This window comes from Gracilimonas sp. (assembly GCF_040218225.1).
GTDB lineage: Bacteria > Bacteroidota > Rhodothermia > Balneolales > Balneolaceae > Gracilimonas.
The window spans coordinates 556,177-570,067 of sequence record NZ_JAVJQO010000006.1; the positions used below are offsets into that span (position 1 = coordinate 556,177).

10 protein-coding genes are annotated in these 13,891 nt (G+C 42.7%); 4 read left to right on the forward strand and 6 right to left on the reverse strand.

Annotated elements, in window-relative coordinates; genetic code table 11:
• Positions 1–62 precede the first annotated feature (62 nt).
• On the forward strand, positions 63–464 hold the full coding sequence (locus RIB15_RS09740) for a toxin-antitoxin system YwqK family antitoxin (RefSeq protein ID WP_350201954.1): 402 nt from the start codon (positions 63–65) through the stop codon (positions 462–464).
• Positions 465–682: 218 nt separating this feature from the next.
• Here the strand turns inward: RIB15_RS09740 and RIB15_RS09745 are convergent, their stop codons facing one another.
• The 4 genes from RIB15_RS09745 to RIB15_RS09760 form a co-directional block, all read right to left on the reverse strand.
• A complete protein-coding gene (locus RIB15_RS09745; protein ID WP_350201955.1) occupies positions 683–1,534 on the reverse strand; it encodes an SDR family oxidoreductase in 852 nt (283 codons plus the stop codon).
• Positions 1,535–1,612: 78 nt separating this feature from the next.
• Complete coding sequence (locus RIB15_RS09750) at positions 1,613–2,797, reverse strand: thiolase family protein (protein ID WP_350201956.1); 1,185 nt, start codon at positions 2,795–2,797, stop codon at positions 1,613–1,615.
• Positions 2,798–2,824: 27 nt separating this feature from the next.
• On the reverse strand, positions 2,825–5,170 hold the full coding sequence (locus RIB15_RS09755) for a 3-hydroxyacyl-CoA dehydrogenase/enoyl-CoA hydratase family protein (protein WP_350201957.1): 2,346 nt from the start codon (positions 5,168–5,170) through the stop codon (positions 2,825–2,827).
• A gap of 12 nt (positions 5,171–5,182) precedes the next feature.
• Positions 5,183–6,976 carry an AMP-dependent synthetase/ligase gene (locus RIB15_RS09760; protein WP_350201958.1) on the reverse strand — a complete coding sequence of 598 codons (1,794 nt, stop codon included), beginning with the start codon at positions 6,974–6,976 and terminating at the stop codon, positions 5,183–5,185.
• 179 nt (positions 6,977–7,155) lie between these two features.
• Between RIB15_RS09760 and RIB15_RS09765 the strand changes: the two genes are divergently transcribed.
• The 3 genes from RIB15_RS09765 to RIB15_RS09775 all read left to right on the forward strand — a co-directional run bounded on the left by RIB15_RS09765 (position 7,156) and on the right by RIB15_RS09775 (position 10,233).
• Positions 7,156–7,530, forward strand: coding sequence for a hotdog fold thioesterase (locus tag RIB15_RS09765; RefSeq protein ID WP_502881344.1), 375 nt, complete (start codon positions 7,156–7,158; stop codon positions 7,528–7,530).
• A gap of 281 nt (positions 7,531–7,811) precedes the next feature.
• Positions 7,812–9,539: a sodium:solute symporter family protein gene (locus RIB15_RS09770; RefSeq protein ID WP_350201960.1), complete on the forward strand. Its 1,728-nt coding sequence runs from the start codon at positions 7,812–7,814 to the stop codon at positions 9,537–9,539.
• A gap of 76 nt (positions 9,540–9,615) precedes the next feature.
• Positions 9,616–10,233, forward strand: coding sequence for a YdeI/OmpD-associated family protein (locus RIB15_RS09775; protein WP_350201961.1), 618 nt, complete (start codon positions 9,616–9,618; stop codon positions 10,231–10,233).
• Positions 10,234–10,236: 3 nt separating this feature from the next.
• Here the strand turns inward: RIB15_RS09775 and RIB15_RS09780 are convergent, their stop codons facing one another.
• Positions 10,237–11,106 carry a sterol desaturase family protein gene (locus RIB15_RS09780; protein ID WP_350201962.1) on the reverse strand — a complete coding sequence of 290 codons (870 nt, stop codon included), beginning with the start codon at positions 11,104–11,106 and terminating at the stop codon, positions 10,237–10,239.
• A gap of 134 nt (positions 11,107–11,240) precedes the next feature.
• On the reverse strand, positions 11,241–13,766 hold the full coding sequence (locus RIB15_RS09785) for a zinc-dependent metalloprotease (protein ID WP_350201963.1): 2,526 nt from the start codon (positions 13,764–13,766) through the stop codon (positions 11,241–11,243).
• Positions 13,767–13,891: the final 125 nt, after the last annotated feature.

Consider the following 13,891-nt stretch of genomic DNA (forward strand, 5'->3'; position numbering starts at 1 on the left):
TTTCATTTACTTTGAGTTAACAATTCCTTAACATTGGGGTAGATTAAACCAAGAGGAATATCATGAGAACTAAAGTCTTATCACTACTGATTATAGCTGCTTTTTCAAGCGGACTATTTGCCCAACAAAGCATCACCAATGAGAAACACGAACGTGTACTAACTCATGTTGAAGACAATATTTTCGACGTAAAGTTTTTTGATGCTAATGGCACTGTTGTGCAAGAAGGTCAGTATTGGAAAGAAGGAAACTCATTCAAGCCACATGGTAAATGGGCGCTATATTCTTCTGCTTCCGGAGATATTGTAACTACTTCTACTTTTGAGAAAGGAGAACGTGTTTCTGTTGAAACAGTTATTGACGGAAAAGTAGTTAAGGCTGATAAACAACAGCTTGCCATCAAACAAATTGAAAAACAAATAGATCAGCTTGAAAAGAGACTTGCAGATCTGAAAGAAAATTAAATAATAAAATTACATCGCACCAAAATAATGAGGAGGTGCTGTTATGAGAGCTAAATTATACGAGAAATATTACAAACTAGGATTTGACCATTACATTTTTAAAAACATTTTTGGGCTTCATAAACCCGATAAAAATGTTAAACGGTTCTATTATGTAGTTATAGTTACCGCAATTGCGTTAGGTATAGCTATTTCCTGATCAAAGATTGAATCAGAGCCTAAGGCTTCATTGCTTTAAATAACTTTTTCAGTTTACCCCGCGACATTAGTCCGTCTACAAAATTAAACTGACCTGCCTGAAGCCTTTCTCCTCCATCTATAACCACACATTCTCCGGTTATATATGGAGCGAGATCAGACATTAAAAATATTGCAAGATTGGCGAGCTCTTCATGCTCGCCATATCTTTTTGCGGGAATCTTATTCTTAAAGTTTTTCTCCAACACTTTTTCAGGAACTAATCTCGACCAGGCACCCTCAGTTGGAAAAGGTCCAGGCGCTATCGCATTTAATCTGATACCATAAGTTGCCCATTCAAAAGCCAAAGAGCGGGTCATCGCTAATACCCCAGCTTTACTGCAAGCTGAAGGTAAAACAAAAGCACAACCGGTTCCTTCTGCATAGGTCGTTACCATGTTCAGAACATTTCCTTCCTTTTTATTATCAATCAAGTAATTACCAAATACATGAGTACAATTAAAGCTTCCATGTAACACAATATCTACTACAGCTTTAAACCCACCAGGTGATAAGTCTTCAGATGCGGAAAGAAAATTACCTGCTGCATTGTTAACCAAACCGGTAACAGATCCAAAATCTTCAATAATTTGTTCAAACATTGATGTTACACCATCATAATCTCTAACATCACACTGGTAATACCGGGCTATCACTCCATCTTTTTGCTCTTCTATTTCTTTGACAGCCTTTTGAAGCTTCTTTTCCGTCCTCCCGCAGATTGCAATATCAGCGCCACATTTTGCAAATCCTTTTGCCATAGAAAGTCCGAGTCCACTTCCGCCTCCGGTTATCAATATCGTTTGTCCTGATAGCGTGTCTTCTTTGAACATGTTATTTTGTTTTGAGGAGCGACCTTGGCATAGACTATCGGCAACTGTCAATCGTCGTTTACCATTGGTCGTCTGTAATTAAAGATTTTCGAAAATACCTGCTGCACCCATTCCGCCGCCAATACACATGGTAACCAACCCATACTTAGATTTACGTTCTTTCATTTCATATAGAATCTGTGTGGTTAGTTTAGCACCGGTACATCCAAGAGGGTGCCCCATAGCTATAGCCCCACCATTTACGTTTGTGATTTCCTGATCTAACCCAAGCTCTCGGATAACTGCCAATGACTGAGATGCAAAGGCTTCGTTCAGCTCAATCAAATCAATATCTGATAATTTCAATCCGGTTTTAGAAAGTACTTTCGGAACAGCTTCTACCGGACCGATGCCCATAATTTCAGGAGCAACCCCCGCTACCTGGAAGCCAACGTAACGTGCCATAGGCTCCAAACCTAATTTTTTAACCATCTCCCCACTCATCACCACTACACCCGCTGCGGCATCATTCATTTGGGATGAATTACCGGCCGTAACACTACCTCCGTTTTTAAAAACAGGCCGAAGTCCTGATAAGGCTTCAACTGAAGTATCTTTGCGTGGACCTTCATCCTTTTTAAAAGTGAATGATTCTTCCAGAACTTCACCATCAGCAGTTACTTTCTTTTCTTGAACTTGTACCGGAGTCATTTGGTTGTCAAACTTTCCATCCTCCCAGGCTTTAATTGCCCTCTGATGACTTTGATAGGCAAACTTATCCTGATCTTCCCGGCTAACTTTGTATTTATCGGCTACATTTTCTGCGGTGATGCCCATGCTAACATACACGCCGGGTTTATTCTCGACCAGTTCAGGGTTGGGCTGAAATGACATTCCTCCCATCGGTACCAAACTCATGGATTCCACTCCACCAGCTATAATCACATCGGCTCCACCAGCCATAATTCGTTCGGCTGCCATGGCAATAGTTTGCAATCCTGAAGAGCAAAATCGATTCACCGTTACACCCGGAACCGAATCCGGTAGACCTCCTAATAAGGCAACCTGACGAGCCATATTCAATCCCTGAGAAGCCTCTGGAAACGCGCACCCCATAATCACATCCTCAACCTGCTCGGGATTTAACCCTTTTGTTCGATTGAGTAAGTCCTTAACTATTTCTCCCCCCATTGAATCGGGTCGTGTAAACCGAAGCGATCCTTTGTTAGCTTTACCACAAGCTGTTCGGGTTGCTGCAACAACGAAAGCATCTCTGTTTGACATAATTTTTAATTCCTCAATTTAAAATTCCTAATTTCTAAGCGGCTTCCCTTTTTTCAGCATGTGCTCCATTCGGGCCAGGGTTCGGTCATCCTGTAGGCATTCAAGGATTGCCTCCCTTTCCAGTTTCAGGAGATAGGATTCGGGGACTTCCTGCTCTTCGCTTAAATCTCCACCAGCCAATACATAAGCCACTCTCTCAGCTACAACCTGATCATAATCGGTGATATACTTGCCTTCATGCATTACATGGAGCATGAGTTTCATGGCTGATAACGCAGTTTTTCCCAGAACTTTCATCGAAGTTTCTGCCGGCGGGTGATATCCAGCCTGCACCAAATTCAACGCCTCTTCTTTAGCCGTTTTGATCAGCAAGTCGCGGTTCATAACAATAGTATCGGAGGGCCTCAAGTACCCGAGCTCTCGGGCCAAATGGGCGCTTTCCGATACTTTTGCCATCCCGATAGTCTTGAATACTTCCCGTATAAACGGCAGCGGATCTGCATCACCTTCCAGTTTCTGCATAGCTCTTCGGAGCAGCTCCGTGGTTCCCCCTCCGGCCGGAATTAACCCAACTCCAACTTCTACCAAACCCATGTAGAGTTCATGATGAGCCACCACTTTATCCGAATACAAACAAAATTCTACTCCCCCGCCCAAGGTTTTCCCAAATGGCGCCGTAATAACAGGAAAAGGCGCATACCTTAATGCAACCGCCGTTTTCTGGAAGTTTTCCACGGCCTGCACAACGCTGTCCCAATCGTCATTTTGTTTAGCAATCAGGGCCTCTTTAAGATTTGCTCCAAAAGCAAAGTTATCAGCATCATGGCTGATAACCAGAGCATCAAATTGTTCTTTAACCAGATTCAGCGACTTATAAAGTGATTGAACCAGCTCACTTCCCAGCGTTGAATTAGGTGTATGAAATTCAAATAGCGCAACACCATCTCCCATATCATGGACAGAAACACTTTCGTTCTCCATCACCGGAGCATTCTGCTTTCGTAAATGATGAACTTTGATTTCTCCTTTTGCTTCAGGAGGAATGTCCACCATAGATTTGGACAGAGGATTGTAAACTTTTCCGTCCTCATAGAATGATTTTATATCAGCATCCAGCATAGTACAAATTAACTCAGGAATCTCATTTCCTTCTTTTTTGAGCCGATCAACCATCTCCTCGATGCCCAGCGCATCCCAGCGCTCAAATGGCCCCATTTCCCAGTTAAACCCCCATTGCATAGCGCGGTCGATGGAAAGTGGAGAATCTGTTATCTCAGGAATCCGGTTTGCTGCATATAATAGTAAGTCACGATGCACATTCCAGAGGAAGTCACCAATCTTATCATCAGAAAAAACCAGAAACTTCAATCGGTCTGCCGTGTCTTTGATTTTTTGGGCTTCTCCCAGGATTGGGTCCTCCAGTTTTTGCTGCGACTCATATTCAAACGTTTCCGGGTTTATGACCAGATACTCCCCATCCTTCTTGGAATAGAAACCTTTACCGGCTTTATTCCCGATCATCCCTTTTTCCACCATTTTTCCAAACTCTTCAGGTAAGTTGAAGGTCTCCTGCATTTCGTCATCAGGGATAGATGGATAGAGGTTTCTGGCTACATGATTGGTCACATCCAGCCCAGCCATATCTGCCGTTCGAAAGGTCGCGGCTTTGGAATATCCGGTTAGAGTCCCGGTCAGTAAATCAATATCTTCAGCACGGAAGTCGCCATCAAAGAAATAAGGCATGATGTTGGCTATAGAGAAAATCCCAATCCGATTGGCGATAAAGTTCGGCGTATCTTTACAAATAACCACGCCTTTACCCAGTGTCTTTTCACAGAACCGATGCATGAATTCCGTCACATCTTCGGAAGTTGTTTCAGTTGGAATCACCTCCAGCAACTTCATATATCTGGGAGGATTAAAAAAATGCGTTCCGAGGAAATGAGCCTTATAATCATCGTTACAGTCTTCAGAAATCTCTCCAATTGGCAAGCCTGATGTATTTGAACTGACAATGGTTTTCGGCTTTCGGATCTTTTCAATACGAGACATCATATCTTTTTTGATGTCCATCTTTTCTATGATAACCTCACAAATCCAATCGGCTTCTTTCAGTTTTTCAAAATCATCCTCGAAATTTCCTACTTCGATTCTCCTGGCAAAATCCGGCTTTCCAAATGGTGCCGGCTTCATCTTCGAAGCTTTTTGTAAGCTCTCTTCAGCGATTTTATTCGGCCGGTTGGGGTCATCACTTTTCAGATCCAATAAAATTACATCCAACCCCGCATTTACACAATGTGCGGCTATCTGACTTCCCATTACTCCTGACCCTAATACGGCTACTTTCCTGATCGAATATTTTTTCGTGCTCATAAATATCTATTTCTAAGATTCTTCCTCTTCTTCCGCGTAAATACTGTCGATTTGTTCTTTGTATTTCTCGTTGATCACATTTCTCTTAATTTTAAGTGTGGGTGTGATTTCTCCGCCATCAATCGTGAACTGATCTTCCAGCAACTTGAACTTTTTCACTTTCTCCCATTTGGAAAGCTCCTGATTCACCTTATCTATTTCTTTCTGTATACGCTTGATCACAAACTCGTTTTCAGTAAGATTTTCATCGGGGAAATCATGTCCTGTTGACTTAAATCTCTTCTTCATGTTTTCCCAGTTCGGCACAATTAATGCCCCACAAAATTTGTGTTCACTTCCGACAACAACGGCTTGTTCAATGAACCCGCTATTCACCAAGGCATTCTCGATCGGTTGTGGTGCTACATACTTACCCGTCGAAAGCTTAAAGAGTGACTTCTTGCGATCAGTAACAAATAACCATCCTTCTTCATCAAGGTGGCCAATATCACCGGTGTGGAACCAGCCTTCCCCATCTATCGCTTCTTCCGTTTTGTCCGGCATTTTATAATACCCTTTCATGATGTTCGGACCTTTAGCCAGAATCTCTCCGTCTTCCGCAATTTTAATTTCTACATCTACGAGTGGTTTTCCCGAAGAACCGATTCTGAGTTCACCTATCGGCGGGCCGGTCAGTACCGGAGAAGTTTCCGTAAGTCCATATCCCAGCCCACAATAGATTCCAATGCCGTTCATAAACCGCGCAATATTGGGAGAAAGAGCGGCTCCACCAACATTTAATCCCACTAAATTCCCCCCAAACATCTCCCGAATTTTAGCATACACCAGTTTATCTGCAATTTTCCATTTCCAGGCAGCGGGTGGATTTTCCGGATCATATTCTTCGGCCAAATTCACTGCCCAGTAATATAGTTGCTTCTTCAGTCCGCTGAATTCCTGTCCCTTAACTTTAATACCCGTTACGATCTTCTCCAGCAACCGGGGGACTGTTACCATATAGATTGGCTTCACCGTCTGGAAATCATCCCGGATATCATCTACTTCATCAATGTAATAAGGCGGAACGCCTACATAGGCATAGATATACGATGCTGTGCGTTCGAACATATGTGCCAGTGGCAGGTATGAAAGTACTTTGGGTTCGTCATGTTCCTCTGGATTGAAAGGGAAAATCTCGTGGGAGGCAAGGGCATTTCCTGCGATGTTATTATGAGTTAGCATCACGCCTTTGGGTACACCTGTAGTCCCTGAAGTATAGATCAGCGTAGCAAGGTCGTCGGGTTGTACATCACTGCGAAGTTTATCAAATAAATTCGGATCTTCCTCAGCTTTCTTATGCCCCATCTCCAGAATATCGTCGAACGTTTTGAGTTTCTCATGACTGGAACCGAGGATTGAAATGATAGCATTTACACTTTCTATGCCTTTGATAAGCGGCTTGGTTTCCGCAAACACCTCATCATCAGATACGAAATGAACCTTCGCTTCTGAATTCTCCAGAATGTACTTAATCTGCTCTCCGGGCTGTGTAGTATAGATAGGCACTACAACCGCTCCCAATGATAAAATAGCCTGGTCTATCACCAGCCATTCCGTGCTGTTCTCGGCATGCAGAGAAACCTTATCCCCTTTTCGAACGCCTAGTTCATACAGCCCCATAGCCAAGTCGTGCACCATTTGATTGAAGTCATCGATGGTTGTTTCAATCCATTCCCCATCCCGCTTTACAGCTGAATATATCCCTGTCTTATTCTTTTCAACTCCTTCAGAGACGACAGACAAAATCGTGGTAGGTTCGTATTTCATATTATTTTCCTATCATGTTTGCGTGTATTTTCTAAATATACACTTTCACTGTTCATTTGAAAGCGGTTCCACTCTTTATTTTAATAACTTAACACTGTTAATCAAATTCAACTTTTATGTTTATTGAAGAAGATTTAAAAAAGAAAGCTGAAATCTACTTCAACTTTTCGCACAAGCACATGGGGCATGCATTAGGAATGGAATTCCAGCATGTCGCAAAAGATAAGATGATGGCCACCATGCCCGTGAATGAGAATTCTGTTCAGCCATTTGGAGTACTACACGGCGGAGCTTCTGTGGCTTTGGCCGAAACCTTGTGTTCGGTAGGCGGCTGGTTTCAATTGGAAGATATAAACCAAACGGTAGTGGGTGTGGAGATCAATGCTAATCACATTCGGTCGGTGAAGATGGGAGGCAAAGTAACCGGAACCGCACAGCCTGTTCATGTGGGGCGAAAAATACAGGTTTGGGAATGCGAGCTTCGCGATGAACGAGATAAGCTCGTGTGTTCTTCAAGGTGTACATTAGCTGTAATCAACACCCCCGAGAGTTAATTAAATCACAAATCGATCATTCTGTCCATCCACCTAATCACATTTCTTCAACATATTTGTAAGAATGATGCTTAAAGAAATAGGGAAGTAGACTTTAATGGTTGATGTTCAGCATTCAACAGACTTTCAAAAGAAAAACACTTTAGCTATTATCGGGCATGGAAAACAAACCGACTTCAGAACCTAAGTGGCTTAAAGACTACTCTATCGTATTGGTATTGGGTGTTGCTTACATCTTGCTCTTTTTGATCTTCACCACAACCTTCAATCTGCCCTGATATATGAGCTGGATTGACTGGTCGGTTTTAATCGCTTTTCTCGGGTACACCGTTTGGGACGGAACCCGTCAGGGTAAAGATGCCTCTACCATAGAAGGCTATCTGCTTGCCAACCGCTCGATGCCATGGTGGGCGGCCGGGCTTTCGGTCATGGCAACCCAGGCCTCAGCCATTACCTTTATCGGAACCACCGGTATTGCTTATGTAGAAGACATGCGGTTTGTGCAAACCTATCTGGCCATTCCTTTTGCCATGATTTTCATCTGTATGTTTCTTGTTCCCTTTTTCAACAAGATGCAGAACTTTACCGCTTATGAGGTTCTCGAAGAACGCTTTGGGCTGAAGACACGGCTTACCACGGCTGGCCTGTTCCTTATTTCCCGCGGACTTGCATTGGGTGTAGTGATTGCAGCTCCTTCTTATGTTTTATCATTGTTGCTGGGACTTCCTCTGAATGTCACCATCATAATCATTGGAGTAATCGCTACAGCTTACACCACCGTTGGCGGAATTGCAGGTGTAATCAATACCGATGTAAAGCAAATGGCCATTATGATGTTTGGGCTCATATTCTCTTTTGGGTTAATCTGGCACAATCTGCCTGAAAATGTTCATTTTGGAGATGCTCTTTATCTCGCCGGAAGCCTTGATAAACTAACCGCTCTTGACCTGAATTTTGACCTCTCTGAAAAGTATAATGTTTGGAGCGGAGTGATTGCCGCCTTCTTTCTTATGGCTTCCTATTTCGGGACCGACCAAACGCAGGTTCAACGCTACCTAACTACTGACTCTGTTAAAAACGCCCGTAAATCACTGTTGCTAACTGCTTATGCCAAAGTGCCCATGCAGTTTTTCATCTTGCTTCTTGGAGTGATGCTGTATGTATTCTTTATTTTTAATCCAGCCCCTGCTTCTTTCCGTGCCACCGAACCTGTTGCCGAAACACAGGAATACCAGTTGGCGGAAGAACGAATTCTGAAAGAATATCAATTAGCTCATATTGCACGAGAAGATGCTGCTCTTGCCGCCGTTCAGAACCGGAATCCGGAAACCCAACAAGCGTTTGTTAATGCCGACCGGGAGATGAATGAAGCCCGGCAGGCCGACTTAGCACTGCAAGCCGAGATACGACAAGCTGACGTAAACGACACGAATTACATCTTCCCCTATTTCATTCTCAATCATGTCCCCATAGGTATTATTGGATTGATCGTTGGAGGGATTTTTGCAGCCGCACTCAGTAGTATTGACAGTGAGCTAAATGCACTAACTACCGTCTCCATTGTGGACTGGTATCAGCGACTCAAAGGTGATGTACATACCGAAGCGCATTATGTTAAATCATCAAGAGGTGTGACTTTTATGTGGGGCGCTATAGCTACTGTTTCCGCCCTGCTGCTCGGAGAAACCAAATCTATTATTGAATTGGTAAACCAAATTGGCAGCTATTTCTATGGTTCTATTTTAGGTGTATTTGTACTTCTGCTGTGGGTAAAAAGAGCTAGTGGAACAGGAGCTTTGATTGGCTTGATTTCCGGGATGCTCTCTGTTTTCACCTTCGACCGACTTTTCTACAATGCCACAACTGCTGACTACTCATTTATTTTTCCTTGGAATGAAATCCCCGATGGATATGCCAAAGCTATTGAGTTCCTGTGGCTAAACCCAGTCGGAACCGCTGTAGTTGTGCTCGTTGGATTCATAGTTAGCATTTCATTTAAAGATAAATAAACATATTTAGACTCAAATCTTTCTTGCCATTTTATTAATATCGCGCAACACTACAATTCCATCTTTACTTTAAATTATGAATCCCGAAGTTGATCAATATCTCGATATCGGTTGCGGGCGCTGCCCACTGGGCGGAACTCCTGAATGTAAAGTCCATGACTGGCAGAATGAACTTAAACAGTTACGGCTCATCATCCTAGAAACGGGGCTTACGGAGGAAGTTAAGTGGAGTGTGCCCTGTTATACTTACCAGAGTAACAATGTGCTTATCCTTAGTGCATTCAAAGACTATTGTTCAGTCAGCTTTTTTAAAGGCTCATTGCTGAATGATCCCCATAATATCATGGTAAAACCTGGGAAAAATTCACAAGCGGCAAGGCTTTTTAAATATACCAGCGTAGATGAAATCACGGATACCGAACATATTCTGAAAGAGTATATCAAAGAAGCCATCAAGATTGAAAAAGCAGGAAAGAAGGTGAAATTCAAAAAGAATCCAGAGCCTATACCTGAAGAATTACAGACAAAGTTTAACGAAGACCCGGTTCTGCAAGAGGCCTTTGAGGCGTTAACCCCCGGACGACAACGCGGCTACATTATTCACTTCTCCGGGGCTAAACAATCTTCAACACGCCAGCGAAGAATTGAGAAATACATCCCAAAAATTATGGAAGGAAAAGGTTTTCACGATTGACGGCTAATCTTTGTCAGACTCACTTATATCTGCTTCATCTCCAAATTTAGAACCTATCGGTGGCCTGTAAGACTGAAAAGGAATCTTAAGTAAATTTCCAAGATTGTCGTTTTCAGCCGGATCCATATGCGTATCGATACCATATTTTAGTTCCGTCATTTCATCTACCTGAGCAAAAGTCCCAAACATTCTATCCCAAACTGCAAAGATATTCCCATAGTTAGTATCGGTTAGAGGCTGGGTATAATGGTGATGGACTTTATGCATCAATGGAGTTATGAATATCCACGACAAAGCACGATCTATCTTTCTGGGCATGTTTATGTTGGCATGGGTAAGATGAGCAAACAGCGCCGAAATACTCTGGTATAGGAATACAATCCAGATTGGCGCTCCAACTAATATTACGCCTAATATCGTAAAAACCATTCGGAACACGGCTTCGCCAGGATGGTGGCGGAGTCCGGTAGTGACATCAACCGTAGTATCGCTGTGATGAACCAGGTGAAATTTCCACATAAAAACGACTTTATGTTCAATCCAATGGATCAGATATGCCCCAAAGAAATCGAGAAGCATCACCCCAACAACTGCCTGAGCCCATAATGGCATTTCTACCCATTGCAGCACTCCAAATCCATTGTTGGTCACATAGTTGGATGACCATACTAAAAGCCCGGCAAAACCCAGCCCAATCACTACAAAAAATCCGTTCAGAACAAGGTTAATGGCTGCATGACGAACCTTTTTATATCCAAACTCAAAGAGAGGAAAAACACCTTCAATAATCCAGAATAGAAAAATTCCTCCTACCAACATCCTGGCTCTGAAAACAGTGGGTACATCTTCAAAAAATTCAATTAGTGGTTCCATAGAAATAAACGTTGATGATTAACTGCCATCCAAAGATGCTAAAACAGCAGATGATCTTCAAAACCAGATAATAAAAAAGCCCCTGCACAAAATTATGTACAAGGGCTCAAAGAGTTCTTTAGCTGACTCAGCGGTTAGTCATCGCCATCTAAAATATCTTGTATTCTCATTTGTGCGTCTTCGAGGTGCACACGGGTTGAACGGTCAAATCCGCCGCTTCTTAGTGCGCGATCGATATCACGATTCAGGATAGTTAGCTGATTTCGGACAATCGGACGAATATCAGACTGACTTACATCAACCTGAGTCCATCCAAGAAACTGTCTCCACTGAGCCGGAATATTTGGTAGCTCATCAGTCATCAGCGATTCCATCTGCTCGATGTAAGCACGCTGCAGATTTCTGCGGTGTACATCTATATTTTCGTTTGCACGGACTTCCGTAAAGATTCCATTCCTTAAGTCATCCATCATCTCGAAGGCTGTATAAACGTCACCAGAAGCGCGGCGCTCGAATTCAATCAGGCGAGCAATTCGCTGTGCATCAGCTACACTACCAAGAACATTTTCCTGATAATTTCTGAAGTTGTCGATTGCAGAAGCTTGATTTACGCGACTTAGAATTTCATCGCTAAAGGCCCATGTTGGTGAGCTAAATGCATGTTGTTGCAAAAATTCCATAGCATCACGCTGAGTGGCTTCATCAACTGGTTCGTAAACAGGTCCATCCTGCTCATACGTTTTATGGTTCTCATACACACCACCAATATTGCTGAGTGCATGCCCCATGTAACGATACCACTGGCTAAGTACATTACCATAAAGCTCATCGAGTTCTTCGAAGTTTGCTCCATCGCGTTCGGTCCATTCAATCAGGTTTTCAGTAATTACCTGAAGGTTCGCAAGACCAAGCTCGCCTGCTTCCATTGCATTGTTGGTTAGATCTTCGTTTTGAGAACGAGGGTCAATCTTGCTACCTGTTTGACGGCCATAGAAATAAACAGGGTCATCTGCTCTTTCCAGGGTCCATTCATTCAGTCTAGCTTGAATCTCTTCGTCACTCCAGTCATCCGGGAACCAGGTATAACCCCACTTGGTCACCCATTTGTCATATTCACCGACTGCAGGATAAAAATTGGTTACGCCATCGCCTGGTTGTGCAACATAGTTGAAACGTGCATAATCCATAATAGATGGAGCTGTACCATGAGTAGAAGTGAATTCAGGGTCACGAAGCTGATCGACTGAGTAGGCAAAACTTGAACCCCAGTTATGAGGGAACCCAAGTGTGTGTCCTACCTCATGCGCAGAAACAAAACGAATAAGTTCACCCATAATCTCATCGTCAAACTCTACACCACGTGCATCCGGATTGGCTGCTGCTGTCTGGATGAAGAACCAATTTCTGAGCAGATTCATAACATTATGATACCATCCAATGTCACTTTCCAAAATCTGTCCGCTCCTTGGGTCATGCACATGCGGACCGTAAGCATTTTGTATTGGAGAGGCAAAATATCGGATTACAGAATAACGAACATCTTCAGGACTGAACTCAGGATCTTCCTCTTTTGTAGGAGGTTCTTTACCAATAATAGCATTTTTGAAACCAGCCGCCTCAAAAGCTACCTGCCAGTCATCAACACCCTGAATAAGATATTCTCTCCATTTCTCAGGAGTTGCAGGATCAACATAATATATAATTGGGTTTTCTGGTTCTACCAGTTCGTCACTTTCTCCGTTCAACCAAGCTGTATAAGCTTCTTTGTCTTTCGGAACTAATTTCCAACGGGTAATATGCTGAATTTGCTTGGCTTTCTGAGCATTATCTGTGTACTTGGTTTTCTGTACACTGAAGAATCCAACTCGTTGATCATAATCCCTTGCCCGCATTTCTTCCTCAGGAAGAACAATCATACTGTGATTTAGTTCAAGCGAGATAGTTCCAGTCGCTGAGTTTGAGGGAGGGTTATTTGAATCGTAAGTAATCAGGTTACGAGCTTCAATATTCTTAGGATAACTGTTGATGTGTTCAATAAATGTTCGGTTACCATCAACACGACGCACCTGATACTCCCGTCGATCTCCGCTATCTAATCCTAATGACGGAATATCGTCAGTAAATAAGCTTGTGATTTCAACTACGGAACCAGTAGAATCTTCGTTCAGAGCAGCAATATCGAAAGAGGCTATAATTGGCTCAAAGTTTGAATTTCTTACGGCTTCGTAAATAGGCATCGTATCTGAGGCAACATTCTCATAAGAGACATGGCGAAGAAGAATCTTCTCCTGCTTCTTTTCCCAACGCACGATCTGAGTATTTAATTTTTCTCCACCGTAGCCAAGATTGTCCACTGTTTTTGCAATTCTTGAAACCAAGAGCATTTCCCGATTCAAAAGTTCATCTGGTATTTCATAATAATACTTATCATCAACTTTATGGACGTCAAACAAACCTTCGTCTGTTTTCGCCTCTTTGGTTATGACATCGCTATATTTTTTCATTCCATCATCTCCGCCGGGTCCGCCTCCGCGCATTCCTTGTGATGGTCTTTCAGAAGAACTTGCAGCTTTCTCAGCTGTTTTACACCCTGCAAATACAAAGGTAAAACTCAGCAAAAGAACTGCAAATCTGTTAATAGTTACTTTTCCGTAGTTCATAGATTTTGGGTTGATTCTTATTTTAAGGTATTAAATACGTAGGTGTATGAAAGTGGGGTTAGTTTATAAGCTAATCAAGTAGCTAAACCGATTAAATGTGTAAAAAGAATTAAATCAGGACGAAA